27 protein-coding genes, 3 tRNA genes and 1 pseudogene are annotated in these 26,415 nt (G+C 66.7%); 12 read left to right on the top strand and 19 right to left on the bottom strand.

What is annotated here, in order from left to right; translation table 11 throughout:
• Positions 1–37: 37 nt before the first annotated feature.
• Positions 38–547 (bottom strand): DUF3011 domain-containing protein, encoded by a 510-nt coding sequence (locus tag O0K41_RS12270; RefSeq protein ID WP_005410428.1) that lies wholly within the window; start codon positions 545–547, stop codon positions 38–40.
• 243 nt (positions 548–790) lie between these two features.
• Here O0K41_RS12270 and O0K41_RS12265 point away from each other — a divergent pair, with 243 nt between their 5' ends.
• The gene (locus tag O0K41_RS12265) at positions 791–1,186 is read left to right on the top strand and encodes a hypothetical protein (RefSeq protein ID WP_033833235.1); all 396 of its coding nucleotides are present in this window, start codon (positions 791–793) and stop codon (positions 1,184–1,186) included.
• Positions 1,187–1,210: 24 nt separating this feature from the next.
• Here O0K41_RS12265 and O0K41_RS12260 read toward each other — a convergent pair whose 3' ends face one another.
• Positions 1,211–1,903 (bottom strand): aspartate/glutamate racemase family protein, encoded by a 693-nt coding sequence (locus O0K41_RS12260; RefSeq protein ID WP_005410426.1) that lies wholly within the window; start codon positions 1,901–1,903, stop codon positions 1,211–1,213.
• A gap of 156 nt (positions 1,904–2,059) precedes the next feature.
• On the opposite strand from O0K41_RS12260, the gene O0K41_RS12255 reads away from it, so the two are divergent.
• Positions 2,060–2,701 (top strand): LysE family translocator, encoded by a 642-nt coding sequence (locus O0K41_RS12255; protein ID WP_005410425.1) that lies wholly within the window; start codon positions 2,060–2,062, stop codon positions 2,699–2,701.
• A 94-nt stretch (positions 2,702–2,795) separates the two neighbouring features.
• Positions 2,796–2,969 carry a DUF1328 domain-containing protein gene (locus O0K41_RS12250; protein WP_005410424.1) on the top strand — a complete coding sequence of 58 codons (174 nt, stop codon included), beginning with the start codon at positions 2,796–2,798 and terminating at the stop codon, positions 2,967–2,969.
• Positions 2,970–2,991: 22 nt separating this feature from the next.
• Here O0K41_RS12250 and O0K41_RS12245 read toward each other — a convergent pair whose 3' ends face one another.
• The 4 genes from O0K41_RS12245 to O0K41_RS12230 all read right to left on the bottom strand — a co-directional run bounded on the left by O0K41_RS12245 (position 2,992) and on the right by O0K41_RS12230 (position 4,529).
• The gene (locus O0K41_RS12245) at positions 2,992–3,324 is read right to left on the bottom strand and encodes an SMR family transporter (RefSeq protein ID WP_149501254.1); all 333 of its coding nucleotides are present in this window, start codon (positions 3,322–3,324) and stop codon (positions 2,992–2,994) included.
• 13 nt (positions 3,325–3,337) lie between these two features.
• Positions 3,338–3,910 carry a TetR/AcrR family transcriptional regulator gene (locus O0K41_RS12240; protein ID WP_164222868.1) on the bottom strand — a complete coding sequence of 191 codons (573 nt, stop codon included), beginning with the start codon at positions 3,908–3,910 and terminating at the stop codon, positions 3,338–3,340.
• An 88-nt stretch (positions 3,911–3,998) separates the two neighbouring features.
• Positions 3,999–4,232: a DUF1653 domain-containing protein gene (locus tag O0K41_RS12235; RefSeq protein ID WP_005410421.1), complete on the bottom strand. Its 234-nt coding sequence runs from the start codon at positions 4,230–4,232 to the stop codon at positions 3,999–4,001.
• A gap of 12 nt (positions 4,233–4,244) precedes the next feature.
• Positions 4,245–4,529, bottom strand: coding sequence for a hypothetical protein (locus tag O0K41_RS12230; RefSeq protein ID WP_005410420.1), 285 nt, complete (start codon positions 4,527–4,529; stop codon positions 4,245–4,247).
• 404 nt (positions 4,530–4,933) lie between these two features.
• Here O0K41_RS12230 and O0K41_RS12225 point away from each other — a divergent pair, with 404 nt between their 5' ends.
• The 3 genes from O0K41_RS12225 to O0K41_RS12215 all read left to right on the top strand — a co-directional run bounded on the left by O0K41_RS12225 (position 4,934) and on the right by O0K41_RS12215 (position 6,204).
• Positions 4,934–5,140, top strand: coding sequence for a hypothetical protein (locus O0K41_RS12225; RefSeq protein ID WP_308304509.1), 207 nt, complete (start codon positions 4,934–4,936; stop codon positions 5,138–5,140).
• 131 nt (positions 5,141–5,271) lie between these two features.
• The gene (locus O0K41_RS12220; RefSeq protein WP_005410417.1) at positions 5,272–5,832 is read left to right on the top strand and encodes a DUF3011 domain-containing protein; all 561 of its coding nucleotides are present in this window, start codon (positions 5,272–5,274) and stop codon (positions 5,830–5,832) included.
• A gap of 168 nt (positions 5,833–6,000) precedes the next feature.
• A complete protein-coding gene (locus O0K41_RS12215) occupies positions 6,001–6,204 on the top strand; it encodes a hypothetical protein (protein WP_005410416.1) in 204 nt (67 codons plus the stop codon).
• A gap of 79 nt (positions 6,205–6,283) precedes the next feature.
• Here O0K41_RS12215 and dxs read toward each other — a convergent pair whose 3' ends face one another.
• From dxs to O0K41_RS12180, 7 genes are all read right to left on the bottom strand, one after another.
• Positions 6,284–8,191: a 1-deoxy-D-xylulose-5-phosphate synthase gene (dxs, locus tag O0K41_RS12210; RefSeq protein WP_032964317.1), complete on the bottom strand. Its 1,908-nt coding sequence runs from the start codon at positions 8,189–8,191 to the stop codon at positions 6,284–6,286.
• 105 nt (positions 8,192–8,296) lie between these two features.
• The gene (locus tag O0K41_RS12205; RefSeq protein ID WP_005410414.1) at positions 8,297–8,962 is read right to left on the bottom strand and encodes an HNH endonuclease; all 666 of its coding nucleotides are present in this window, start codon (positions 8,960–8,962) and stop codon (positions 8,297–8,299) included.
• A gap of 412 nt (positions 8,963–9,374) precedes the next feature.
• Positions 9,375–11,165 (bottom strand): acyl-CoA dehydrogenase C-terminal domain-containing protein, encoded by a 1,791-nt coding sequence (locus O0K41_RS12200; protein ID WP_005414049.1) that lies wholly within the window; start codon positions 11,163–11,165, stop codon positions 9,375–9,377.
• Positions 11,166–11,230: 65 nt separating this feature from the next.
• Positions 11,231–11,707, bottom strand: a complete 477-nt coding sequence (locus tag O0K41_RS12195) for an LEA type 2 family protein (protein ID WP_024958014.1) — start codon at positions 11,705–11,707, stop codon at positions 11,231–11,233.
• Between the two features lie 169 nt (positions 11,708–11,876).
• Complete coding sequence (locus O0K41_RS12190; protein WP_049451213.1) at positions 11,877–12,428, bottom strand: lipocalin family protein; 552 nt, start codon at positions 12,426–12,428, stop codon at positions 11,877–11,879.
• A gap of 193 nt (positions 12,429–12,621) precedes the next feature.
• A tRNA-Phe gene (locus tag O0K41_RS12185) sits at positions 12,622–12,697 on the bottom strand.
• A 73-nt stretch (positions 12,698–12,770) separates the two neighbouring features.
• A tRNA-Phe gene (locus tag O0K41_RS12180) sits at positions 12,771–12,846 on the bottom strand.
• A 336-nt stretch (positions 12,847–13,182) separates the two neighbouring features.
• Between O0K41_RS12180 and O0K41_RS12175 the strand changes: the two are divergent.
• Positions 13,183–14,207 (top strand): annotated as a pseudogene (locus O0K41_RS12175) (NADP-dependent oxidoreductase).
• A 37-nt stretch (positions 14,208–14,244) separates the two neighbouring features.
• Here O0K41_RS12175 and O0K41_RS12170 read toward each other — a convergent pair.
• On the bottom strand, positions 14,245–15,087 hold the full coding sequence (locus O0K41_RS12170; RefSeq protein WP_088429438.1) for a methylated-DNA--[protein]-cysteine S-methyltransferase: 843 nt from the start codon (positions 15,085–15,087) through the stop codon (positions 14,245–14,247).
• A 132-nt stretch (positions 15,088–15,219) separates the two neighbouring features.
• Between O0K41_RS12170 and O0K41_RS12165 the strand changes: the two genes are divergently transcribed.
• Entirely contained in the window at positions 15,220–15,981 is a 762-nt protein-coding gene (locus O0K41_RS12165; protein WP_088437057.1) for an SDR family oxidoreductase, read from the top strand.
• A gap of 6 nt (positions 15,982–15,987) precedes the next feature.
• Here the strand turns inward: O0K41_RS12165 and O0K41_RS12160 are convergent, their stop codons facing one another.
• Positions 15,988–16,473, bottom strand: coding sequence for a hypothetical protein (locus O0K41_RS12160; RefSeq protein ID WP_099606094.1), 486 nt, complete (start codon positions 16,471–16,473; stop codon positions 15,988–15,990).
• Positions 16,474–16,634: 161 nt separating this feature from the next.
• On the opposite strand from O0K41_RS12160, the gene O0K41_RS12155 reads away from it, so the two are divergent.
• Positions 16,635–16,805 (top strand): hypothetical protein, encoded by a 171-nt coding sequence (locus O0K41_RS12155; protein ID WP_169448320.1) that lies wholly within the window; start codon positions 16,635–16,637, stop codon positions 16,803–16,805.
• 62 nt (positions 16,806–16,867) lie between these two features.
• Here O0K41_RS12155 and O0K41_RS12150 read toward each other — a convergent pair.
• Positions 16,868–16,943: transfer RNA gene (locus O0K41_RS12150), tRNA-Ala, on the bottom strand.
• Positions 16,944–17,180: 237 nt separating this feature from the next.
• Here O0K41_RS12150 and O0K41_RS12145 point away from each other — a divergent pair.
• Positions 17,181–19,511, top strand: coding sequence for a TonB-dependent receptor (locus tag O0K41_RS12145; protein WP_164223208.1), 2,331 nt, complete (start codon positions 17,181–17,183; stop codon positions 19,509–19,511).
• Positions 19,512–19,599: 88 nt separating this feature from the next.
• Here the strand turns inward: O0K41_RS12145 and O0K41_RS12140 are convergent, their stop codons facing one another.
• From O0K41_RS12140 to rnd, 3 genes are all read right to left on the bottom strand, one after another.
• Positions 19,600–21,672, bottom strand: a complete 2,073-nt coding sequence (locus O0K41_RS12140; RefSeq protein WP_164223210.1) for a DUF4034 domain-containing protein — start codon at positions 21,670–21,672, stop codon at positions 19,600–19,602.
• 118 nt (positions 21,673–21,790) lie between these two features.
• A complete protein-coding gene (locus O0K41_RS12135) occupies positions 21,791–22,147 on the bottom strand; it encodes a hypothetical protein (protein WP_239503597.1) in 357 nt (118 codons plus the stop codon).
• 68 nt (positions 22,148–22,215) lie between these two features.
• Positions 22,216–23,295 (bottom strand): ribonuclease D, encoded by a 1,080-nt coding sequence (rnd, locus tag O0K41_RS12130; protein ID WP_049448376.1) that lies wholly within the window; start codon positions 23,293–23,295, stop codon positions 22,216–22,218.
• An 84-nt stretch (positions 23,296–23,379) separates the two neighbouring features.
• Here rnd and O0K41_RS12125 point away from each other — a divergent pair, with 84 nt between their 5' ends.
• On the top strand, positions 23,380–25,272 hold the full coding sequence (locus O0K41_RS12125; RefSeq protein WP_088437060.1) for an SUMF1/EgtB/PvdO family nonheme iron enzyme: 1,893 nt from the start codon (positions 23,380–23,382) through the stop codon (positions 25,270–25,272).
• Positions 25,273–25,360: 88 nt separating this feature from the next.
• Positions 25,361–26,257, top strand: coding sequence for a M48 family metallopeptidase (locus tag O0K41_RS12120; RefSeq protein WP_049448381.1), 897 nt, complete (start codon positions 25,361–25,363; stop codon positions 26,255–26,257).
• Positions 26,258–26,415 lie beyond the last annotated feature (158 nt).

Here is a 26,415-nt window from a genome sequence, read left to right as displayed (position 1 = left end):
GCACGCCTGCTCGATGCAGCCAGCGCGCGGCCGGCAGTCAATACACCCGGAACTCGGCACGGCAGCCGTCGCTGACCCACACCCCGCGGCGGTCCCATCCCCAGTTGCGGTCCTCGATGCAGGCTGTCACCGATTTCTGCCTGACCAGCCGTACCTCATGGCGCACGCGAATCCGGCACTCCTTGTCCTTGTTCTCGTAGGACTCGCAGACCAGGCGTTCGCCCTCGTTGTCGCGATCACGGCTGCGGCCACGTCCCGGCCAGCGGCCGTGTTCGTCGGCAACGAACTCGGCGCGGCAGCCGTCGGTCACCCACAGCATGCGCCGGCTCTGGCCCCAGTTCTGGTCTTCCACGCAACGGGTCACCGACAGCTGCCTGGCCAGGCGCATCGGTCCCTCGATGGGGCATTGCTCGGTCTTGTTGAACTGGGATTCGCAGCGCAGCGCTGGAATGTGATCAGTGTCGTAGTCCTGGGCGGCCACGGCGGTGGCGGCCAGCAGCAGGGCAAGGGCGGCGCCGGTGATCGGCAGCAGCGGGCGAAGGGTCATGGGGGAGCCTCGGGCGGGGATTCGGGCGGCAAGAATGACCCAGCACGGGGCCGTCGGAACGCATCGTTCCGGAAGCGGCTCAGGAGGGATTTAGTAGTGCGCACCAGCCCATGCAGAGGCTTACATCCCGTATCATCGCTGCACATCCGATCGCATCGGTTTACACCTTCTTACATGTCTTCCACGCCTGTCGGCGCAGCCTGTGGCTGCCGTCACTGGTGTGCGGGCGGCCTGCGGGGGAGGATGCGCGGACCACGACGACCACAGGGGGTTGCGTTGATCAGCAGTACCGTCATTCATCGCTCGGCCGACGCAGGTGGCGCCGAGGTGCGGGTCCTGGACACTACGTTCAAGGGCAAGCATGTGTTCGTTGCCTGGGGGCTGCGCGGGCCGGAACTGACCCGCAGCGCGGACCCGGCTGCCACTGTGGCTGCGCGCAAGGCATTGCATGCTGTTGCCGGGCATAGTGAAGGGCCGCGCAGCCCGGAAGTGTTCATCGCCAACCAGTCGGCAGTGGCGATCACGATCTATCGGCTGCTTACCGAAGCACGCTCCGGTGACGCCATCTTCTTCCTGTGCGATTCACCGGCGGTGGTCGAGTGGCTGATCACCGCGCTGGAGGTGCAGGGCGCGGACTGATTCCGCGCTCCTGCGCGCATTGATTCAAGCCAGGGCCGTGTCCACGGCGGCCCGCGCATGCAGGGCGGTGGTATCGAACAGCGGCACTGCACTGTCCTCCGGGCGTACCAGCAGCATGATCTCGGTGCAGCCAAGAATGATTGCTTCGGCACCGCGCGCCACCAGTCGCGCGATCACGCCGGCATAGACCTGCCGTGAGTGCTCGCTGACCACACCAGCGATCAATTCCTGGTAGATGATGTCGTGCACGCTGCGACGATCATCGGCTTCGGGTACCAGCACCTCCAGTCCGAAGCGATCCTGCAGCCGGCCGCGGTAGAAGTCCTGTTCCATGGTGAAGGCGGTGCCGAGCAGGCCCACCTTGCGTGCGCCTGCCTGCACGATGGCCTGGGCGGTGGGGTCGGCGATATGCAGCAGCGGCAGCGTGCAGGCCGCCTCGATGCGATCGGTCAGCTTGTGCATGGTATTGGTGCAGATCAGCAGCAGGTCGGCGCCGCCCGCCTGCAGGCGCCGCGCGCCATCGACCATGTGGTCACCCAGGGTGTCCCAGTCGCCTTCGTGCTGCAGCTGCTTGATGCCGGCGAAATCCACCGACCACAGCAGCAGCTGTGCCGAGTGCGCACCGCCGAGCCGCCGCCGTACCTCCTCGTTGATGAGCCGGTAGTACTGGGCCGAGCTTTCCCAGCTCATGCCACCGATCAGGCCAAGGGTCTTCATGCGCCGCTCCGTGCCAGGAGCCCTCATTGCAGCACAGATGGTGCCCGGTTGCCGATGGCGGCGATCTGTAACCACCACATCCATGCTGCGCTGTGTGTGCCGCGGCAGGCCCGGCGCACTCTATGCTGGTTGGATCTTCTGAAGTGGATGTGCGCTATGGCCCTGCATACCTGGTGGTGGTTCCTCGCCACGGTGTTCGTTCTGTGTGGTACGCCGGGGCCGAACATGCTGCATATCCTCGGTCGCAGCGTCGGGCTGGGGTTCCGTGGCAGTGTGCCGGCGATGGCCGGCTGCCTGCTGGCGATGCTGCTGGTGCTGGCGGCCTCCGCAGCAGGCCTGAGTGCGCTGCTGCATTCCTCGCCGATGCTGTTCGAGGTGCTGCGCTATCTGGGCGTGGCCTATCTGGCCTGGCTGGGCCTGAAGGCATGGCGTGACAGTTGCCGGCCGGCACCGCCGGTGACGGTCGATGCTACGCCGCCGGTTGCGGCCTCGCTGGGCGCGTGGAAGGTGTTCCGTGGTGGCCTTCTGGTGGGCCTGAGCAATCCCAAGCTGCTGCTGTTCGCGGCGGCGTTCCTGCCGCAGTTCGTCGACCCATCACGCGGCCAGGCGCTGCAGTACAGCGTGCTGGTGGCCACCTTCGCCGCGTGCGAACTGTTCTGGTACGTGATGTATGCGGCCGGTGGCCATGGCCTTCGCCGCTGGTTGGCCAAGCCGTTTGCGCGACGCTGGTTCGAGCGCCTGGTGGGCAGCGTGTTCCTGGCGTTTGCCGTCGCGCTGCTGCGCTTCCGTCCGCGCTGATTCACGCCGCGCACGCGGCCTGTTCACGATTGCCGCATCGGCCACGGCCTAGCCTGACCATCCAGTACGCAGTCCCCGCGGGGAAAGGTTTGACATGATCAAGTGGGCCATCATCTTCGCCGTCATCGGTGTGATCGCAGGCGTGCTCGGCTTCGGTGGCATTGCCGGTGCCGCGGTCGGTATCGCCAAGTTCCTGTTCTGGGCCGGCATCATCATCGCCGTGGTGCTGTTCCTGCTCGGCATGACCGTAGCGAAGAAGGTCAGCTAGCGTTGATCGCGCAGCAGCGTGCTCAGTGCGCGCTGCTGCGCGAGAACAGGTTGATCACCAGTACGCCGGCGCAGATCAGGCCGATGCCGATCAACGCCGGTGCATCCAGGCGCTGCTTGAACACCACCAGCCCGATCAGTGAGATCAGCACGATGCCGACGCCGGACCAGATTGCGTAGGCGATGCCGGTCGGGATCGACTTCATGGTCATCGACAGCAGGTAGAAGCACAGCCCGTAGCTGACCAGTGCGCCCAGTGTCGGCGCCAGCCGGCTCATGCCGTCGGATGCCTTCAGCAGTGATGTGGCAATCACTTCCAGCACGATGGCAGCGGCAAGGTAGAGGTAGGGATTCATCGAGCGCTCCAGCTCACTGCGGGTCGCACAGTTTCAGGGCCTGTTCGGCCATGGCCAATGCATTGGCACGTTCTTCCTCGTCCAGCGGACGCCCATAGGCCGTGGCCCAGTAGCCATCGGCAGCACAGCGCGCCGCGTACAGCCGTGGGTCGCCGGCTTCGCCAGGGAACTCGGCCAGCATCGCGCGCCTCCAGTTGCGCCAGTGCGCAAGCAGGCCCGGTTCCATCAGGTTGCCCAAGGTCAGGCCGATGTCGTTGTCCTGCTCCTGCTGCAGCAGATGCTCGAAGTTGGCCTGTACATAGGCGCGGCTGAAACGGCCATGGCCTTCGGGGTTTTCCTGCAGCAGGGCGCGCACGCGCGCTTCGAATTCTCCAATCAGCGCTCCGATGGCTTCATCCACCAGCACCTGCTTGCTGCTGAAATGATGGAACAACGCCCCCTTGCTGACACCGGCGGCCTGCGCGACGTCCTGCACGGTCAGCGCGGCCAGGCCGTTACGGCCGATCACTTCAATGGTGGCCTGCAGCAGTGACTGGCGCACGCTGTCGGGCGCCTTGCGGCGCGAACGGGAGGGGGATGCGGACATGGCGGGAAGAAACCGACTGGACGGTACGATTGTAACGCAGGTCCGCCGCGTTACCGCGCGCTGCCGGCCATGGCCGGCAGCGGAACCCTCATGCGTCGACGCGGGCGAAACGCGGTTGCGGTCCGTGCTCGCCGGGCACCTGCTCGACGAACATGGCGTACGGGCGTACCCACAGGCCACCTTCGCCATACAGCGCGCGGTACAGCACCATCGGCTGCAGGGTCTCGCTGCTGCGGACGATGTCGAGCACTTCGTACTCGCCGCCCTTGAAGTGGCGGTAGCGGCCTGGGGCCAGGGTGGGGAGCGGACTCAGCTCAGCCATGGGTGGCGCGACTCACTTGCGCGCCGGGCTGGCCGGCTTCGCGCAGTAGGCATCGATGGCTTCGGCGGTGTTGGCCAGGCCCTGTGCCTGCGCCAGTTCCCACGGACGTTCGCAACGCTGGCTGTGCTCGCACCACTGGTAGCCGGCCGAACCGATGCAACCGTGGGCATCGCGGTCGCCACCGACCTTCGGCGTGGCAGGCGAAGTGGCCGCCGTATCGGCACGCGCAGCGGCCTGATGCTGGTTGGCACAGGCGGACAGCACCAGCAGGGCTGGAATCAGAAGAAGCGCTTTCATCGGGCGGGCTCCGTGCCTAAAGCGACAGTGTCTGTCGCAAATAGCCCTGCAGCAAGCGCTCAGTGCATGGCGGCGCGGATCAGTTCCTCGATCAGCACGAGGTAGCTGGCCACGAAATAGAACTTCAGCAGCGTCCAACGCTGCTGCGAGAAGAAGGTGCGCATGTGGAAGGGGCCCCTGTTGATGACGGTAGTGTGAAGCCCGGCTGACTCCGTGACAAGAATCACGGAATGAACAGGCTAAATGGACTCAGGGATGTGAGGGCAGGCAAAGGGCTGACCGGAGGGCGCGGCATTTTCGTACAAATCTGATGGGCCACCCCTGAGCTGATCGCTAGCCTGAAGGTGTACCGGCACGTGGACCGTCCGCCTGCCGTCGCATCCTTCCATCCGCAGGAGCCCCTCATGGTCATTACCGTTCAACGCAACGCCCGGCACTGGTCCGTGCTGGATCCGCAGGTGCATGACGCAACCCGATATGCGCGGGGCGCCGAGGCTTTCGATGTCGCCGCGGCGCGGGCCCTCGAGCACCACCGTCGCACCGGCCAGCGCAGCACGGTGCGGGTCGAGGCGCTCGGCAGCGCGGTGGATGCCCTGCGCGTAGGAGACTGACGCCGGTCGTTGCGGTGCAGTCAGCTACGGTTGCGTTGTTTGAATGGGGAAAAACCGGCGTCACGCGCCCCCCTGTGCGCCGTGCCGCGAATCCCGGATGCTTGCGCCATCGTATTCATCTGGAGATCTCGATGGGCAAGGCACTCACCTGGCGTACCCTGGCCTGCACCCTGCTGCCGATGCTGGCGGCGGCGGGTGGCGCCCAGGCGCAGAGCTATGGCTACGGCTATGACGATGACCGCTACGGTGGCCGCGAAGGCAGCGGCATCGTGCGCTGCGAGTCGATCAAGAACCGTAGCAACGAGTGCCGTCTGGAGGGCCGCGCGCGGATGATCCGCCAGTTGTCCGGCTCGCCGTGCGTGGAAGGTGAGACCTGGGGCCAGTCGCGCTATGGCGTCTGGGTGACCCAGGGCTGCCGCGCCGAGTTCGTCGGCGAGTACCGTCGTGGTGGTGGCTGGGGCAATGGGGGGGGCTGGGGCAACGGCAACGGCAACGGTTGGGGCGGCGGTGAGGTGATCACCTGTCATTCCAATGGGCATCGCCAGGAGTACTGCGACGCCCGCATCCGCCGCGGCGTGCGCTTGGTTCGCCAGGATTCGCGCAGTGCCTGCATCGAGGGCCAGACCTGGGGCTGGGATCGTCGTGGCATCTGGGTCAGCGACGGCTGCCGGGCACAGTTCCAGGTGAACTGAGCGTGCCCCTCTAAAATCAGAAAAATCTGATACAGCTCACATTTTGAATTGCCGTATCTTCTGCGATCAGGGCATCTCTGTGTGTCCCTGATCTGTTGCGACGATGCCTGCCGTGATCGGCAGGAATGTCCCGCTACCGTCGATACGCTGCCTCAAGGAGTGAGCCGCATGTTGATCCGCCTGCAATGCGAACAGCGCCAATGGCGCGTGCTGCATCCGGACCGGCCGGAGCCGATCGATTTCCGCGACGGTGCCCGCGCCTTCGACTTCGCTGAAACCCTGGCGCGCCTGCACTTTGTCGATACCGGGCAGCGCGCTGCCGTGCGCGTGGAAGCCAGCGGTGCCTTCGTGGAAGCGGTCAGCTACGGCTGAGGGCGGGGTTTCCGGCCAGGTCCTGTTTCCGGGCCCCGCTATCCACGCCATGCGCGGATCCACTGGGTGGCAATCGGCCTCAGCCCGCCGCGCTCAGCGGCGGGGTACCTGTGGCCAGCTGCGGCCAACGCTTGAGCACGGCCGCACGGATGCCCGCGGCGTCGATGCCTGCTTCGGCCAGCAGGTCCTCGCGGCTGGCATGGTGCTGGTAGCTGTCGGGCAGGCCCAGGTGCAGGATCGGGCGCAGCACGCCTTCGGCATTGAGCAGCTCGCCGACGCCTGAACCGGCGCCACCGGCCACCACGTTGTCTTCGATCGTCACCAGGCCTTCGTGCTGGGCGGCGACAGCCAGCACCAGCTCGCGGTCCAGCGGCTTGATGAAACGCATGTTGACCACGCTCAGGCCCAGTTCGCGGCCGACCTGCTCGGCGGCGGCCACGGTGCTGCCGAAGGCGAGCAGGGCAATGCGGCTGCCCTGCAGGCGCAGTTCGCCCTTGCCGATCGGCAGGGTGGACAGGTCGGTGCCGGCTGCAACGCCGGTGCCGGTGCCGCGCGGGTAGCGCACGGCGGCCGGGCCCGGGTGCTGCAGGCCGGTGCTGAGCATCTGCCGGCACTCGGCTTCGTTGGACGGTGCCATCACCACCAGGTTGGGCACGCAGCGCAGGAAGCTCAGGTCGAGGTTGCCGGCATGGGTCGCACCGTCCGGGCCGACCACGCCGGCGCGGTCGATCGCGAACAGCACGTCCAGGTCCTGGATCGCCACGTCATGTACCAGCTGGTCGTACGCGCGCTGCAGGAAGGTCGAGTAGATCGCCACCACCGGCTTGCCACCCTGGGTGGCCATGCCGGCGGCGAGGGTGACCGCATGCTGTTCGGCAATCGCCACGTCGAAATAGCGCTGCGGGTATTCCTTGCTGAAACGCACCAGGCCGGAGCCTTCGCGCATCGCCGGGGTGATGCCGTACAGGCGGGGCTCGGCGGCGGCGGCATCGCACAGCCAGTCGCTGAACACATCGGTATAGGTCGGCTTCTTGGCACCGGCCTTGGCCACCAAGCCCTTGTCCGGATCGAACGGGCCCACGGCGTGGTAACCGATCTGGTCGCCTTCGGCCGGCTCGTAGCCCTTGCCCTTGGTGGTCATCACGTGCAGCAGCTTCGGGCCCTTGGAGGCGCGCAGCGTCTTCAGCGTGGACAGCAGGGCGGGCATGTCGTGGCCGTCGATCGGGCCGGTGTAGTGGAAGCCCATCTCCTCGAACATCGTGGACGGCACGAACATGCCCTTCCAGTGTTCTTCCCAGCGCTTCACGAAACGCGCCGGGTTGTTCTTCTTGTCACCGAGGATCTTCTTGCCGCCTTCGCGCAGCGCATTGAGCGTGCGGCTGCCGGTGGCACGGCCTAGCATCTTGGTCAGGCCGCCGACCGCCTCGGAGATCGACATGTTGTTGTCGTTGAGGATCACCAGCAGGTTCGGTTCCGGGTCCATGCCGCCGGCGTGCATCAGCGCTTCGAAGGCCATGCCGGCGGTCATCGCACCGTCACCGATCACCGCCACGATCTTGCGGTCGTCGCCTTCGGACTGGCGGGCAATGGCCATGCCGAGTGCCGCCGAGATCGAGGTGGAGGAGTGGCCGACGCCAAAGGTGTCGTATTCGCTCTCCTCGCGCTTCGGGAATGGCGCGACGCCGTCCTTCTGCTTGACGGTGTGGATCTGGTCGCGGCGCCCGGTCAGGATCTTGTGCGGGTAGGTCTGGTGACCGACGTCCCAGACCAGCTGGTCGACCGGAGTCTGGTACAGGTAGTGCAGGGCCACGGTGAGTTCGATCACGCCCAGGCCGGCGGCGAAGTGGCCACCGCTCTTGCCCACCGATTCGATGAGGTAGGCGCGCAGTTCGTCGGCAACCGCCCTCAGTTCGGATTCGTCGAACGTGCGCAGGTCATCCGGCGTCTGGATGCGCGCGAGGCGGGGATAGCGGGCAGAGTCGATCATCATGTTCGCACTTTTTCTGAATGCCCATTTTCGCCCTCAAACGGGGGTGGGGCAAGCAAACGCCGCCGTCCGTGACAGGACGGTGAGGGTTGCATTTTCAGGCGTTCAGGTGCTCAGTTTCGACCGCTTGGGCAATTGCGCCTTCAGGAAGGCCATCTGGTCGGCCAGGATGTTGCGGTTGGACAGGATCAGGTGCTCGATCCAGCTGGGCCGGTAGGGCACGGCCAGCAGCGGCATTCCGGCCTGCTGCGGGGTGCGGTCGCTCTTGCGCGAGTTGCAGTGGAAACAGGCGGTGACCACGTTTTCCCAGCAGTCCAGGCCGCCCTTGGACAGTGGCACGACGTGGTCGCGGGTGAGCGTGGGGCGGTTGAACTGCTGGCCGCAGTACATGCACAGGTGGGCGTCGCGGGCGAACAGGGCCGGGTTGGTCAGGTTCGGCGTGGGGTCGATCGCGCGGGAGCGGGCATGGCCGCGCGCGGCGATGATCGGGTGCAGGTCCATGCCGCTCTGCAGGCCGCTGAAGCGGTTGGTGCCGCCGTGGATGTGCAGGCAGGGATCGCCCAGCGTCCAGGCCACCGCTTCGCGGGCGTAGAGGCACGCCGCATCCTGCCAGGTGATCCAGTCCAGTACGCGTCCGTGGGCATCAAGCGAGAGCAGCCGGACCGAACCGGGGCGATGCAGCGTCGTGGCGTTGGGCGATGCTTCGGCGCCCGGAGCAGAAAACGGAGCTCCGGCTTCGATCAGACCCAAGCGTGTAGTGTCTGTCTCCATCGGGAGAACAGCTTATACCTGAATTGTTGCGTTTTGGGTATCGCCACTTGGGCGATACCCAAAACGCAACAATTCAGGTCCACGCATTCCTCCTATCCCCCGCACCTGTCGGTGCGCCCCCCTTAACAAAGGGGGGCTCTTCTCCAGAGGGATTTCGGTAGTTTCCGCCCACGCATGGCGTGGATCTACGGTGTCGACCAAGGTCGACACCTACCAGCAGCAGAAATCTGTCGAGGGCGGGGTGGGGCCGGTTGCGGGGGCGTGAGCGCCATGGATGGCGCGACCGAGGCTACAGGGACGTACTTGCGCCGTCCCCCGCAATTGGATCCGCCTCGCCATCCCGCAGGAAGCCGGCTGTTGCGGTTGCCGGCCAGCGGCCGGCACTACCGCGGGTGCCGGGCGGCAGCCCGGCTCAGGCGCCGAAGCGCTCGTCGTCCATCGCCATCAGCGGGGCGGCGCCGGACTGGATCGCGGCGGCGTGGCTGAGCGTGCGCGGCAGCACACGGGCGAAGTAGAAGCGGGCGGTTTCGCGCTTGCCCTGGGCGAAGGCGGCGCCGTGCGCGCTGGCGTCGGCGGCGGCCACGCTGCGGGCCCACCAGTAGGCCAGTACCACGTAGCCCGAATAGAACAGGTAGTCGTAGCTGGCCGCACCCAGTTCGTCTGGATTGCCGGCCGCGCGCTGCAGCACGTCCAGGGTCAGCTTGCCCCATTCGGCGGCCTTGGCGCGCAGCGGGCCGATGAACTCGGCCAGCGCTTCGTTGCCTTCATGCTCCTTGGCGAAGGCTTCGATCTCGGCCAGCATCAGCTTCAGGCCGGCGCCCTGGCTGGAGGCGGTCTTGCGGCCGATCAGGTCCAGCGCCTGGATGCCGGTGGTGCCTTCATACAGCGTGGTGATGCGCGCATCGCGGGCCAGCTGCTCCATGCCGTGTTCGCGGATATAGCCGTGGCCACCGAAGCACTGCAGGGCGTTGTAGGTGTTCTCGATGCCCCATTCGGTCTGGCAGGCCTTGGAGATCGGGGTCAGGAAGCTCACCAGGGTGTCGGCGCGCTCGCGCTCGGCGGCGTCCTCGGCGTGATGGGCAATGTCGATCAGGGTGGCGGCGTGCAGGGCCAGCAGGCGGCTGCCCTCGACCAGCGACTTCACCGTCAGCAGCATGCGGCGCACATCCGGGTGCACCAGGATCGGGTCGGCCGGCTTGTCCGGGAATTTCGCACCGCTCAGGGCGCGCGACTGCAGGCGTTCACGGCTGTACTTCAGTGCGTTCTGGTAAGCGCGCTCGGACAGGCCGATGCCCTGAAGGCCGACGCCCAGGCGCGCGGTGTTCATCATGGTGAACATGGCCTGCAGGCCCTTGTGCGGCTGGCCGACCAGGTAACCCTGCGCACCGTCGAAGTTCATCACGCAGGTGACCGAACCCTTGATACCCATCTTGTGCTCGATCGAGCCGCAGCGCAGTGCGTTGCGCTCGCCGACATTGCCATCGCGGTCGACCTTGAACTTGGGCGTGACGAACAGCGAGATGCCCTTGGCGCCCGGAGGGGCGTCGGGCAGCTTGGCGAGCACCAGGTGTACGATGTTTTCGGTCAGGTCGTGCTCGCCGGCGGTGATGAAGATCTTGGTGCCGGTGATCGAGTAGCTGCCATCGGCGTTGGGCTCGGCCTTGGTCTTCAGCAGGCCCAGGTCGGTACCGCAGTGCGGCTCGGTCAGGCACATGGTGCCGGTCCAGCGGCCCTCGATCAGCGGCTTGAGGAAGGCCTCGTGCTGCCAGGCCTCGCCGTGCTGCTTCAGCGCTTCGATGGCGCCGTGCGAGAGCAGCGGGAAGTTGCCCCACGCCAGGTTGGCGGCGTTGATCATTTCGTTGAGCGGCACGCCGAGGGTGTGCGGCAGGCCCTGGCCACCCAGTTCCGGCGAGGCGGTCAGGCCGGTCCAGCCGCCATCGACGAACTGGTCGTAGGCCTGCTTGAAGCCGGGCGGGGTGGTCACTTCACCGGTGGCCTGGTCGAGCACGCAGCCGATCTCATCGCCAACGCTGTTGAGCGGGGCCAGCACGGTGGCGCTGAAACGGCCAGCTTCTTCCAGCACGGCATCGACCACGTCGGCGGTGGCGTCGGTGAAGCCCAGGCGGGCGAACAGGGGTTCGACCTTGAGCACGTCGTGCAGGGCGAAACGGAGGTCGGAAAGCGGGGCGGTGTAGCTGCTCATCGGTACGTCTCGATTTGATCAGGGCAGGGGAGAGCGGCGCCAGGCGCCGCGACGGAAGGTGGAAATCAGCGCAGCACGCCCGGCAGGCCCGGGGCCTGGTTGAGGGTGCTGCGGCTGCTGATGTCGAAGCTGCGCTGCTTCTTTTCCTGCGGCGTGGCCGCGACCGTTCCCTTCAGGCCATAGGCCAGGGTGCGGTTGCCGGCCAGTGCATCGGCCACCACCAGGCGTGCGGCCGAACTGGGCACCAGGTCGACATTGATGACATCCGCGGAGGTGCCGCCGATGGAGATACCGGGCTTGGCCTGCAGGGTGCCGGCCTCGGCATCGCCCACGGTCAGCGCCAGCGACACATCATCGAAAGTCATCGGCATCGAGCTGAAGTTCTGCAGGCGCAGCGCCACGGTCCAGTTGCCGTCGGCGCGCACGGTCAGCTGCTGCAGGCTGGCCGCCGGTTCCGAAACACGCTTGACGATGCCGTTGCCACAGGCGGCAAGGGCGAGGGTGCTCAGGACGATCAAGGCGATACGGAAACGGTGGAGCATGGGCGCAGGTCCTCTGGAGGCGGTGCGTTGGAATAAGCATACTACGGCGTATGGTCGTTTGGATCGCCTGTGGCGAGCCGTCGCAGAGGGTAGCGCGTGAAGATGGCGGCGGGGCGTGCGCAGCGCTGGATCTTCGGGCGCACGGTGCGCGTACGGATTGAACTGCGGCTCAATCGGCGGGCGTATCGCGAAGCGGGGCCATCAGGCGCAGCGGGCGCAGGTCGTAGCCCATGGCTTCGGCTTTTTCCTTCAACTGCTCGAACCGGGCGCGGTCCATTTCCGGCAGGCGCGAGAGGATCCACAGGTATTTCCGGTCCGGTTCACCGACCAGGGCCCACTGGTAGTCCGGGTCCAGCGCCAGCACCCAGTAGTCGGCCCAGACCAGTGGCACCCAGCTCAGCCAGTCCGGAACGAAGCGCACCTGCAGTTGGCCGGGATGGCCAGCCACCGGGCGTGCAACGCCTTCGGCGATTACGCGTTCTCCGTCGGCGTTGCGGCAGGCATTGGTGACACTGATGCGGCCATCGTGGCGCAGCCCGTAGTTGGCGGTGATCTCGCCGACGCACTGCTTCTGGAATGACACCGGCAGGTGAGCGATCTCGTGCCATTGGCCTGCATAGCGGTCGATGTCCAGCGTGTCGACTGCACGCACCGGTTCGGCGGCGATCACCGGAGCGGCGGCCAGCAGCAGGCAGGCGAGCAGGGTGGGGCGCAATTGCATCGGCAGGCTCCGGCAGGAATCTGCAGCGTAGGTGCCGCGGCGGGTACCGGTGTAAATGTTTCGTCAACCAGACGGCGGTGGCCCGGCATGGATCGAGGCAATGGAAGGGGCCAGCGCCAGGTAGACCCACGCCATGCGTGGATGGCAGGCCGCACGCAAAAAAAAGACCTGCATTTCTGCAGGTCTCTGAAGATGGTGGCCGAAGACGGAATCGAACCGCCGACACGGGGATTTTCAATCCCCTGCTCTACCAACTGAGCTACTCGGCCAAATTGTGTGGCAACCGTGATCAAACCCGGTTTCCGGAAAAAAAAGACCCGCATTTCTGCAGGCCTTCGAAAGTGGTGGCCGAAGACGGAATCGAACCGCCGACACGGGGATTTTCAATCCCCTGCTCTACCAACTGAGCTACTCGGCCACATGTTTCGTTGCAGCGAGGTCGCTGCCAAGGACGCGTATATTACGGAGGTCGGCTGCCTTCGGCAAGCGTTTTGCCAAGATTTCTTCACATTGCCGTCTGTGGGCTCGCAAGTGCTTGATCCTCCGTTGTGGGCGGGGGGCGTGGTCAGTCGATCATCGTCTGCGGTGGAAATCAGCAGATCGCCGCGATCGCCAAAGCTGCAAGGGCAAGGGCTGTGCCGGACCCGCGCCGCGCCGGTCCATGGAACGCTGTTTTCATGGCCGTTGCCGGCGATCGTTGCGGCGTAGTGTCGGCATTCCTTTCCTGATGCTGGCAACAGCAGAGCCGGTCACCATGTCCGATTCCCTCGCTACCTCCCGTATCGTGCTGGCCTCGCGTCCGCAGGGCGCACCAAGCGCGGCCAACTTCCGCCTGGAACAGGCTGCGCTGCCGGCATTGGGGGATGGCGAAGTGCTGCTGCGCAACCGCTACCTGTCGCTGGACCCGTACATGCGTGGACGCATGGACGAGGCCCCTCGTATGCCGCGCCGGTGGCGGTGGGCGCGGTGATGGAAGGGCAGACCGTGGCCGAGGTGCTGCAGTCGAACGCCGAGGGCGTAACCACAGGTGAGCTGCTGCTGGCGCCGGGTGGCTGGCAGACCCATGCGGTGCTGCCGGCCAAGGCGCTGGGGCGTCGGCTGGATCCGGCCGGCCTGCCGTTGAGTACCGCGCTGGGGGTATATGGCATGCCCGGCTTCACCGCCTATTCCAGCCTGCACGAAATCGCCCGTTTGAAGCCGGGTGAGACGCTGGTGGTGGCTGCCGCGACCGGGCCGGTGGGCGCGACCGTCGCCCAGCTGGCCAAGCTGCAGGGCGCGCGCGTGGTCGCTATCGCCGGTGGCGAAGCCAAGCGTGCCTACCTGCAGACGCTGGGCGTGGACGTGGCGCTGGATCATCGCGCCGCTGATTTTACGGACCAGCTGCGCGCGGCAGTGCCTGCCGGCATCGACGTGTACTTCGAGAACGTGGGCGGGCACGTGCTGGATGCAGTGCTGCCGCTGCTCAACGACTTCGCCCGCATTCCGGTGTGCGGCACCATCGCCACCTACAACGAGCGGGGCGTCGAGCAGCCCGGCCCGGACCGGTTGCCCGCACTGTTCAGCCAGATCCTGCGCCAGCGCCTGACCGTGCGTGGTTTCATCGTGCACGACTTCAACCACCTGTGGCCGGACTTCGAACGCGAGATGCGGCAGTGGCTGCGCGAAGGTCGCATCCAGTACCGCGAGGATGTGGTGGAAGGGCTGGAGAATGCGCCGGAGGCGTTCTTCGGGCTGCTGCAGGGGCGCAACTTCGGCAAGTTGGTGGTGAAGCTGGATTGAGGGCTTGGCGGCGTGCCGACCAAGGTCGGCACCTGCTTCAGGCAGTCGAGGCCTTTTCCCGGCGCAGCAGTTCGCGCTTGCGCGCTACGCCCCACGCATATCCGGACAGGTCCCCATCGCGGCGCACCACGCGGTGGCAGGGGACTGCCACCGCCAGCGGGTTGCTCGCGCATGCGCGGGCCACCGCACGGCTCGAGCGCGGGGCGCCGATGCGCGCGGCGACATCCGCATACGACGCGGTCTGCCCGCGCGGAATCTGCTGCAGTGCCTGCCACACCCGTTGCTGGAACGCGGTGCCGCGGATATCCAGCGGCAGCGTGGCGCCTCGCGAAGGATCCTCGACCAGGCCTACCACCTGTGCCACCAGTTGCTCATAGCCCTGGTCGGCACCGACCAGTTCGGCCTGGCGGAAGCGTTGCTGCAATGACTGCAGCAGCGTCTCCGGATCGTCGCCGAGCAGGATCGCAACCACGCCGGTGGCACTGCTGGCCACCAGCACGCTGCCCAGTGAGCTTTCGGCAAGCGCGAAGTGGATGACTTCGCCGCGACCACCTGCGCGCCATTGCTTGGGCGTCATGCCCAGCAACTTCGGTGCGTTCTCGTAGAAGCGCCCACTGGAACCGAAGCCGGCATCGTGGAAGGCATCGGTGATGCGCTCCTGTTGTTCCAGTCCGGTGCGCAGGCGGTCGGCGCGCAGCGCGGCGGCGTACTGCTTTGGGGTCAGCCCGGTGGCCTGCTTGAAAAGACGATGCAGGCGCGTTGGGCTGCAGCCGGCGATGTCGGCCAGCTCCTGCAGCGAAGGTTCGTCGAGGCTCGCCTGAAGGTGGCGGCAGACCCGTTCGACGCGGGCATCGAGGGCGGTGGTGGCGGTACTGTCCATGGCCGGATTCTGGCACGCGCCGGTTCTGCGGAAACTCCGTTTCCTGCACCGACGGGCCAGGCCCGGAAACGGAGTGTCGGCAGGGGAGATGCCCGGCATCGTGGCGGCCACTTCACAACCGGTACTGCCACCATGCGCCTGAACAACAAGATCGCCCTCATCACCGGAGCCAGCGCCGGCATCGGCCGTGCCAGCGCGCTGCGCTTCGCCGCCGAAGGGGCGAAGCTGGTGCTCAACGCACGGCGGCCGGAGCCGCTGCAGGCGCTGGCCGAGCAGATCCGTGCCGCTGGCGGCGAGGTGGTGGTGCATGCCGCCGACGTGGCGGATCCGGCCACGGCCCCGGCCCTGGTCGATCTGGCCCGGCAGTCATTTGGTGGCCTGGACATCGCGCTCAACAATGCCGGCATGCTCGGCCCGGGCGTGCCGGTAGCGGAGTTCCCGGTGGACGCCTGGCGCGAGGTGATGGCCACCAATCTGGATGCCGCGTTCCATGCCGCACGTGTGCAGTTGCCGGCACTGCTGGCGCGCGGCGGCGGCTCGCTGGTGTTCGTTGGCACTTTTGTCGGCCACACCGTGGGCTTCCCCGGCATGGCGGCCTATGCGTCGAGCAAGGCCGGGTTGATCGGCCTGAGCCAGGTGATCGCCGCCGAATACGGTGCGCGCGGCGTGCGCAGCAACGTGCTGCTGCCCGGTGGCACCGATACCGAGATGGGCCGGCAGGCGGCACCGACCGGCGATGCGCGCGACTTCGTGCGCTCGCTGCACGCACTCAAGCGCTTGGCCGAGCCGGAGGAGATTGCCAATGCGGCGCTGTTCCTGGCCAGCGATGAAAGCAGTTTCGTTACCGGTACCGCGATGCGTGTGGAGGGCGGGGTATCGATCACCCGCACCTGAGCACGGTCACCGACGTGGCCGGTAGCGGATACCGCTGCTGGCCATGAAGCCCTTCGGATCGAAACGGGCCCAGGCTCCGCCCCAGTCGAAGCGGGCGTGCCCGCCGGCCAGTTTGCGCCCCAGCGCCGCACCCAGCGTGCGGCGCATGAAGGTGACTTCGGCATCGATCGCGGCCTGGGTCGGCCAGCCGTCTTCCAACGTTGCACCGGGTAGATCGACGCCCATCGTCACCATGTCGAGCTGTTGCCCGTGGAAGCACAGGCTGATGCCAGCGGGCGCGCCGCCCAGGCTGAGCCGGTGCAGTCTGAGCCAGACGTAGCCGGTGCCGACGTCGCGCTCTCCTCGCATCAGCATGGCAAAGGCGACACGTGCCTCATCCCGTGACAGGGTGGGGCCGATCAGAGTCGGCAAATTGCCGAGCTGGATGCTGCCGTCGGTCGCATCAATGATCATCGGCACGGCGTGTGCTGCGCGCTGGGCAGAAGAGGGCATGGCGTACCGGTGGGCGTTGGCCCTCGGATTCTGGCTGCGCGGGGACTGCGGCGGCAAGCCAGTGCCTGCACATGGCGTTGGCGCAGGCCTGACCTGTGGATTACCCGCCAGCCTCTAGCGTGGTGCACAGCGTTGGCCTGCCGCCGACGAGGGAGTTTTCGATGAACGAGCGAGACAAGGATCAGGACCCGAAGCAGGGCGTCCAGGAAAGCCGCCAGGACAGGAAGCAGGACGATGTGGCCAAGCAGCGGCCGGGGCAGCGCGATCAACAGGTGCGCGATGCGCACTCACGCGGCCCGCGGCGCAAGGACGGCGACCAGGAGCCGGCCTGAGTTGCCGGCGCTGAAAAGAAAAAACCCGCAGATCACGGAGATCTACGGGTTCTTCTGAATAGTGGTGGAGCCAAGGAGGATCGAACTCCTGACCTCGTCATTGCGAACGACGCGCTCTCCCAGCTGAGCTATGGCCCCACGGCAGGGCTTCAGTCTAGCCAAGCGCCTGCCGCTTGCCAAGCCGATCAAAGGAATTTCGTGTCGAGACGCGAGGCACATCAGCGGGTGACTGTGCCGAAACCGCTTGTTTCGCCGGGTTTGGGCGCCGCGCAACGAAATCGTAACAATTTGGGGGATAATGGCGGCTTGCGCAGTTCTCCTCCTTTTTGCCGCCCGGCCCGCGCAGGCCGCACGGACGCCTCCTCAGAGCATTTCATGCCCTCCCATTCCGATTCCCGCCGCCTGTCGGGTCTGTCGTCTTCCTTTGTTTCCTTCCGCCGCCACCCGCTGGCTCTGGCCTGTGCCGGCCTGGCCCTGGTCGGCAGCTTCGGTGCCGCCGCGCAGGACAGCGCGCCGACCCCGACCGGGCTGGACACCATCACCGTGACCGCCGAACACCGCGAGCAGAACCTGCAGGAAGTGCCGGTCTCGGTGGGCGTGGTGCAGGGCGAGCGCATGCGCGACTTCACCGCCGGCGGCGATGACACCCTGCTGGCGCTGTCCGGCCGCGTGCCGAGCCTGTATGCGGAAACCACCACCGGCCGCATCTTCCCGCGCTTCTACATCCGTGGCCTGGGCAACATCGACTTCTACCTGGGTGCCTCGCAGCCGGTGTCGATCATCCAGGACGACGTGGTGCTGGAGCACGTGGTGCTGAAGTCCAACCCGGTCTATGACGTCGACCAGGTGGAAGTGCTGCGCGGCCCGCAGGGTTCGCTGTTCGGCCGCAACACCACCGCCGGCATCGTCAAGTTCGACACCCTGAAGCCGACCCAGGATTACACCGGCCGCGTCAGTGCCAGCTATGCGACCTATAACAGCGTGTCGATCGACGGCGGCTTCGGCGGCCCGATCAACGACATCGCCTCGTTCCGCGTGTCGGCCCTGTACCAGCACCGCGACGACTACGTCGACAACACCTACAAGGGCCCGAGCGCCGACGGCACGGTCAGCCCGAAGAAGAACGCCATGGGCGGCTTCGATGACCGCAACGTACGCGCGCAGCTGCTGCTGACCCCGAGCGACCAGTTCTCGATCCTGGCCTCGGCCCACGCCCGTGATTACGAGGGCACCTCGACCCTGTTCCTGCGCGGTGCGCTGACCAAGGGCTCGAACAAGACCGACGTACCGCGCGACAAGGTTGCCTACGACGAGGCCGACAACAACCCGCAGGCGTACAAGACCTACGGCGGCTCGGTGAAGGCACGCTACGACTTCGGCGCGATCGACTTCACCTCGATCAGCGCCTACGAGACCACCTCCGGCTACAGCCGTGGCGACACCGACGGCGGCGCCGCGGTGAACTTCCCGGTCAACGGCGTGCCGAACGGCTACGGCCAGTCGATGGGCCGCATCCGTGACCTGGACCAGTGGACCCAGGAATTCCGCCTGGCCAGCCATGATGACAGCGCCCTGCAGTGGCAGGCCGGTGCGTTCTACTTCAATGGTAGTGACACCACCGACTTCTACCAGCGCGCGTGGTTCCTGCAGGGCGCGGCCCGCAACCCGAACAACTGGGTGCGCCTGCGCAACAAGAACACCTCGTGGGCCGGTTTCGGCCAGATCAGCTACGCCTTCACCGACAAGTTCACCGTTACCGCCGGCCTGCGCCAGACCAAGGACGAGAAGCACACCCGCCTGCTGAAGACCGCTGACACTGCCGCCGGCGTGGTCACCTACAAGGGCCGCACCGACGTCAGGATGTCCGACACCACCCCGAGCTGGGATCTGAGCGCGATGTATCAGATCACGCCGGACGTGAGCGTCTACGCCAAGGTCGCGCGTGGCTTCCGCGGCCCGACCATCCAGGGGCGTTCGGCGGTGTTCAATGCCGACTTCACCACCGCCGATTCCGAGACGATCCTGTCCTGGGAAGCGGGCGTGAAGAGCAGCCTGTGGGACAACCGCCTGCGCCTGAACGCCACCGCGTTCACCTACACCGTCAACGACATCCAGCTCAACGGCAACGATTCGGACGGCAATGGCGTGCTGTTCAATGCCGACAAGGCCAAGGCCTACGGTTTCGAAGCGGACATGGAGCTGCGCCCGATCCCGAACCTGACCCTGAGCGCCGGCCTGAGCCTGTTGCACAGCGAGATCAAGGACAAGCGCGTGTACGCGCAGGTCTGCGGCCTCAACGGCCAGGTGGTGTGCACGGTGAATGACCCGACCATCAAGGTCGGTGCCAACACCTTCGCCCAGATCGACGGCAACCCGCTGCCGAACGCGCCGAAGTACAACGTCAACCTGGCCGCCCGCTACGACTTCCCGGTCAGCGACGCGGGCACCATGTTCGTGTCCACCGACTGGAACAAGCAGGGTTACACCAGCTTCGTGCTGTACGACAGCAAGGAGTTCAACTCCAGGGGCGACTTCGAGGGTGGCCTGAAGATCGGCTACTCGGGCAACTACGGTGCCTACGAAGTGGCGCTGTTCGCGCGCAACATCACCAACGAGAAGAACCTCAAGGGTGTGATCGAGAACTACATGGCCGCGGTCTACAACGAACCACGTACCGTCGGTGTCTCGCTGAACATGAACTGGTAATGCGCTGTCGCGATGGCGGGGCATCCCGCCATCGCACTGTTGGAATGCAAAGGGCGGCCCGGTGATCCGGGCCGCCCTTTTCGTTGCTTCAGACTGCAGTGAGGTTGCTGTCCTGGCTGCGCTGGCCGAAGGTCAGGGCCCAGGTGGCGCTGTCCACCTGCTGCCGGTCCTGTTCCTGCTGCTTACGTGCGCGGCTGGCACCGAACCAGCGGCCTTCGCCGTTGATCAGCGGTGCCATGCGTACCACGTCCACATACTCCGGATCGATCTCGCTGGCACGCTGCAGCCAGGTCAGGGCGAGGAATGCATTGGCCGGGACGCCGTTACCGAAGTGGTAGATGTCGGCCAGATAGCCGGCAGCCCACAGCTTGTCGTCGTCGTCGCCGCGCCACCACAGCGGAATCAAGGCGCGTTCGACCGCTTCGCGCTTGTGCGCGTCGTTCCGGCCATCGAATGCCAGGCAGGCCAGGTTGCGGCAGGTTGGGCCCCACACGCGCTCGCCGGCCTCGGCCTCATCCAGGCAGCGCAGGTACAGCTCGCGCGCACGCGCTTCATTCTCCGCGCCGCCTGCGGCGACGAGGCGTACGGCCAGGTTGTAGGTGGCGATCAGGTCGCCGCCTTCCACCGCAAGCTCCTGCCAGTAGGCGGCCTTTTCCGCATCGGCGAACTGCGGTTGGTCGCGGCCACCGAGGCGGCCCTTGTACAGGTCGCACAGCGCCGACATCGCGCCGGCGTCGCCATCGTCCGCCATGCGCTGCAGCAGCGACAGGCCTGCGGCTTGCGAAACATCACAGAACAGATTGGCGGCGAACGTCACCGCCGAGGTGTCGTCCTGCTGCGCAAGCTTCAACGCGCGCTGCAGCAGGATACTGGCGCGTGTCGGGTCGCTGGCCTGGCCGAGCAGGCCATGCTCGATGGCGGTGGCGGCCCAGAGCAGGCCGATCGCCGAATCGCCTTCGCGCGCGGCATAGTCCACCACCTGTGCGAACAGTGCTTCGGCACCGTCGACATGGGCGAACCAGGTGCAGGCCTCGAGGTTGCTGAGCCCCTCATGCAGGACCACATCGCGGTCCAATGTCCATGCCTGCTGCAGATCTTCAAGCACCGCCTGCATGTGGTCCGGATCCCACTGCACGACGCCTTCGCTGTCTTCAACGCGGCCAAGACGGTAGCGCAGCCCGGCGCGCTGGGCCAGCACCTGCGCGCGCAGGTGGCGGTCCAGGTGCCAGTCGAGGATCTGCGTGTAGGCGCGCTCGTGCGCGGCCACGGCCTCGGCATCCTCACGGTGGGGCAGATCGCCCATCCAGTCCTGCTCCTTGTGCCACCGCAGCGCGTTGCTCTGCGCCAGTTCCAGGCCACGGCACCAGCTACCCTCGATGAAGTTCTCCATCGCCTCACGGCTGCCGCCCCAGCGCGGGTACAGGAAGTACAGGGTGTCTTCCAGCGTGGCCAGATCGTCCGGGCGCTGCTCCAGTACCAGGCGCATCCAGTACGCCAGTGGTGCGTCGAAATCGTCCTGGCTGCGCTCGCGCAGCAACGGGGGCAGCGTATCCGGCAGCGTCTGCAACGGCGTGCCGAAGCGCGACAGCAGCTGCAATGCCTTTGGCCAGGCTTGAGGGTAGTGCTCGGCCAGCGTGGCGTCATCGGATGCGGCGGGTTCCCCGGCCTGCAGCGCACGCAGCCAGTTCGGTTCGCGCAGGTAGCTGGTGATGCGCTTGATGCCATCCAGCGCCAACGCAGGTCGTGGCGACAGCGGCATCGCCTGCAGGTAGGCGTGCACGGCATGGTCGCGGGCCAGCTGCGCCGCCAGCCACTGGCTGTCTTCGACCAGTGCTGCAACATCGGCGCTGCGCAGTTCGCCGGCAGCGTCCTGCCAGCAGACGCCCAGGCAAAGCCAGGCGTAGTAGCTGCCGGGGGCGGCCGAGGCCCACTGCTGGGCCTGTTGCAGGCGGGCTTCCAGCGTCAGCGTGGCGTCGTGCAGGTTGCGCAGCCGCCAGCGGATGCCGGGCAGCGCATTCTCTCCCTGCAGCCAGGCCAGCTCATGTGGAGCAAGCAACGCATCCAGTTCGGCATAGCGCCGTTCCTGCAGCGCAGTGCGCGCCTGCACGCGCCAGGCAAGGTCTTCGGGGGAAAGCCCGTCTTTTGCAAATCCGTTTGTCATTGCTGCAATCCAGCGAGTACGAGGCTGGACATTAGAAGCGCGGTCGTTAGCGGCGGCAAGCAGGACATGCGGCTGCCGTGTCGATGGCATTCAGCAGGAGGCTTGAAGGTGAATCCCGTCACCCGGAACAGGCGTTCGCGTTGCAGATCGTCCATGTGCAGCGGAAAGGTAAGCAGCAGCTCGGGCCGGTAGGCGAGTGTGCCCTGGCCCTGTCTCTACGCCTCGATTCCGGGAAATAGCCGTGCATCAGGGCGTGCGGATGCAGCCAGGGTTCGAGCTTGTCCTGCTCGCTGGCAGCGGGGGCCTGTTCGATCAGGCGTGCCGAAAGCGCGAGGTAGTGAACCGAACGGGCCAGATCCAGCCCGCCCGTCAGCGCCGCGTAGGCGTTGAGCTGGCCGCTGCGATCCATGCAGGGGTGCTGCTGGCCAGCAGCAGCGAGCCGATCATCCATCGTGACATGCAGGAAGAGGGCCATGCAGGCACGCAGCAATGTCCTTGTCGAGCATTGGCAGGGCCGCCCCGTGAGGCGGTCGATGCGGGTTGCTAGTTCGCCGGCAGCAGCGCCTGCAGGCGCGACTCCAGTTCCTGCTGGCGCCAGCCGGCCAGTGCGGCGGGCCATTGGCGACGTTCCAGATAGCTTTCCAGGTGCTTGCGCGAGGCAAGGATGCCATCTGGCAGTCCCAGTTCGCGGCTGCGCTCGGCCACGGCATCCTGCAGCTTCTTCAGCGCCTGCTTGTTGCTGTCGTTGGCCGGCAGCGCCAGCGGCGCGTCGGCTTCGTCGGCCAGCGGCGTGGACAGCGCCTGCCACACGGCGCTGGCCAGCTTGCGCGGTGCCTTTGGGAACTGCTCGAACAGCTTGCCCAGCGCTGCCTCGTCGGCCGGAGGCGTGCGCGCCAGAGTGGCGGCCAGCTCGTTGTCCAGGATCCAGCTTCGCGGGCGGTCGCTGCTGCGTGCCTGCACATCACGCCAGCGCAGCAGGCGCAACAGGCGGTGCTGTGCGGCGGCATCAAGGAACTGTGCCGAGCGCATCGCCAGGTGCGGCCAGCGATCTTCATCGTTGGCGACGCTGGCCAGCAGGCGCTCGCCATCGTCGTGCAACCACTGCTGGCGGCCCAGCGCCTGCAGCCTGGCATCAATGGCGTCGTGCAGTGCGAACAGGTGCTCGACATCGTCGGCGGCGTACTGCAGCTGCGACTCGGACAGCGGGCGGCGCATCCAGTCCGAGCGGGTCTCGCCCTTGGCCAGCGCCACGCCGGTGATCTCCGCCACCAGCTTCTGGTAGCCCATGCCGCCGCCGATGCCGGCCAGCGACGCCCCGATCTGGGTGTCGAACAGCGGTCGCGGCAGCACGCCGCAGGCCCACTTGAAGGCAACCAGGTCTTCGCTGGCGCTGTGCATTACCTTGGTGATGGATTCATCGGCCAGCCAATGCGCGAGCGCCTCGGTCATGCCGGGAATCAGCGGGTCGATGAGCAGGATGTCCTGCCCGACCGCCATCTGCACCAGGGCCAGCTGCGGCCAGAAGGTGCGTTCACGGATGAATTCGGTGTCCAGGCCGATGCGGGTCGGGCGCTGCTGGAAGTACGCATCCAGCTCGGCGGGGGTGGTGATCCAGGTTGCCACGGGTCAGGGCCTACTACTCGGGTTTGCTCAGGCAGGGGAGAATAGCCTAACGTCGGTCCGCGTCTGTGCTGAAGGAGGCTCTGCTTGCGTTTTCCGTTGTCGCCCGTGCTGTGCACCGCCCTGGCCGTGGCCCTGGCCGGCTGCACGCCGTCGCCGTCCGCGCCGGCGGAACGGGCCGCCAGCGAAGAGGCGCGCGCGGCCGAGGGCGCCGACACCGGCGCCAATGCCAGTTCGCAGGCCGGGCAGGGCAGCGTGACCATCGCCGGTGAAGATGCCGCCGAGGACGTACAGCAGTGGACGCCGCCACGGGTGGACCGCCAGGGCCGCAGCCTTGCCCAGTTGCGGCGCGCCGCCGAGCAGGCGTTCGCTGAAGGTCGGCTCTATGAAGATGCGGAGGCCGCCATTCCGCTGTGGCTGGCGGTGCAGGAAGAAGACCCGGATGACCGCCAGGCCCGGCTGGGCCTGCAGCGTGCCCGCCAGCGACTGCAGCAGCTGGCCGATGCCCTGCTGGTGCGGCCGCTGAAGCAGCGCGAGGCGCTGGCCGAGGCCAGCCGCCAGGCACTGGTGTTGCTGACCCTGTCGCCGAAGGACGAGCAGGTGCGTGCGCTGCAGGCGCGGGTGGAGCTGGCGCAACGGGTGGTGGCCTACAACCGTGCTGGCGAGGAGGACCTGCGCTCGGACCGTATCGGTGAGGATGGCGACGGTGCCATCGGCAACTTCCGTGAAGCGCTGGCGCTGGATGAAGACAACAGCCGCGCACGGCAGGGCCTGGCCGCAGCCGAGAGCGGGTTGATCCGCCGTGCCGAACAGGCTGCTCGGGCGCGCGATTTTGCCAGTGCGGGTACCTGGCTGGCCGAAGCCAGCAAAGTGCGCGATTCGTCACCGACGATCGCCGATGCCTTCGAACGCATCGAGCAGATCCGCGCCGCTACGCTGCTGCAGCTGCGTGATGACGGACTGCGTGACCTTGCCACGCCACAAGGCCTGAAGCCGGCGCGCGAGAAGCTGGCCGAGGCGCTTCGCATCGCTCTGCCGGGTGATGCAGTGGTGGGCCAGCTTCGCGAGCGCATCGACCTGGCCACCCATTACGGGAGCTTCCGGCCGGGACAGGTGTTCAGTGATGCGATGCGCGATGGGGGGCGCGGACCGCAGATGGTGGTGGTGCCCCACGGTGGCTTCCAGATGGGTGCAGGCGATGCCGAGCCGGGCTCGAGTGATGCCGAGCGTCCGTCGCACTACGTGCGCTTCGATCGCGGCTTTGCCATGGCGATCACCGAGATCACCGTCAGCGATTTCGAGCGCTACGTGAAAGCCTCCAATGCGCGCCCGCGCGCGACCCGGCGTGGCCATTCGGTGGTCTACGACGAACGCAGCGGCAATTTCATCCGCCGCAGCGGCGTGGACTGGCGTTCCGACTACGACGGCGGTCGCGCGCTGGGCAACTCGCCGGTGATGCACGTCAGTGTGCGTGATGCCGAGAATTATGCGGCGTGGCTGTCCGAGCAGACTGGCCGCAGCTACCGGCTGCCCAGCGAAGCCGAGTTCGAGTACGCGCTGCGCGCTGGCAGCAGTGGCCGCTATCCGTGGGGCGATGCCGGCGTGCCGCCGCCAGGCAGCGGCAACTTCACCGGCAGCAAGGACGTTTCGCCTTCGGGACGGCACTGGCACAACGCGTTTATCGGGTACGGCGATGGCTGGTGGGGGCCGGCGCCGGTGGCCAGCTTCCAGGCCAATGCCTTCGGTCTGCACGATATGGGCGGCAACCTCAGCGAATGGGTGGCCGACTGCTGGCATGCCAGCTACCGCCGCGCACCGTCCGATGGCGTCGCCTGGTTCAATCCGGGCTGCCGGTCGCGGGTGATCCGCGGTGGCAACTGGGCCAATGCCCCCGAGCAGACCCGCGCGGCCTGGCGGCAATCCCAGGATTCGGATACCACCAACGCCCGCATCGGCTTCCGCCTGGTGCGCGGCATCTGAGCGGCACCCGGCTTCACCCGCTGCGGGCAGCGGCGCACTAAGATTGCGCCGTGCCCGCCAGCCGGCGGGGCCAGCAGGAAGTCCCCCGATGCGCAACGATCCCTTCTCCCGCTCGTCGCAAGGCCCACAGCGGCGTGGCCTGTTCGGCAACATCCGCTGGTGGGTGCTGCTGCTGGCCGCCGGCTATGCGCTGTTTTACTGGTTCTCCAACCGCACGGTCGATCCGTACACCGGCGAGAAGGTGATGATCGACAGCAGCCTGGACGCGCGCCAGGAAACCGCGTTGGGGCTGCAGGCCTACCAGCAGATCCTGTCGCAGGAACGGCCGATGGACCCCAATGCACCGATCGCGCGCGATGTGCGTGACATCGCCCAGCGCCTGATTGCCAAGGTGGACGTGGTGGAGACCGCGCTGGCCCAGGAGCACGGCGTGCAGCCGGCGCATTTCGCGCGGGATTTCCAGTGGGAAGTGAATGTGATCCCGTCCGACCAGGCCAATGCGTTCTGCCTGCCGGGCGGCAAGATGGCGGTCTACACCGGGCTGGTGCCGGTAGCACGCACCCGCGATGCGATGGCGGTGGTGATGGGGCATGAGATCGCCCATGCGCTGCTGCGCCATGGTGCACAGCGCATGGCCCAGCAGAAGCTGACCCAGATCGGGCAGGTGGCCGGCGCCGCCAGCGGCATGGATGCGCAGCAGCAACAGATGATGATGTCGGCGATGGGCTACGGCTACCTGCTGCCCTATGCGCGCAGCCACGAGACGCAGGCCGACGAAGTGGGGCTGATGCTGGCCGCAGCGGCGTGCTTCGATCCCCGCGAGGCGGTGCCGCTGTGGCAGCGCATGGGCCAGGCCAGCGGTGGCCAGTCACCGCCGGAGTTCGCCTCCACCCATCCGAATCCGGGTACCCGTATCCAGAACCTGCAGGCGCTGATGCCGAAGGCGCTCGAGTACCGGCAGAAGTTCTGCGAGCAGGCAAAGTAGGGGGTTGGTCGGCAGGGCTTGCAGCCCTGCACCTGCCGAAGCAACAGCAACAGCAACAGCAACAGCGTGCATTCCGTGGGATGGCGGGGTGGGTCCGGTTGAGGGGGACGCTGCAAGTACGTCCATGTAAGCTCGGTCGCCGCATCCATGCGGCTCAC

The organism is Stenotrophomonas sp. Sm2128 (assembly GCF_030985535.1).
GTDB lineage: Bacteria > Pseudomonadota > Gammaproteobacteria > Xanthomonadales > Xanthomonadaceae > Stenotrophomonas > Stenotrophomonas maltophilia.
The sequence above is the reverse complement of the archived record's forward strand: the minus strand, read 5'-3'. Positions and strand labels throughout refer to the sequence as shown.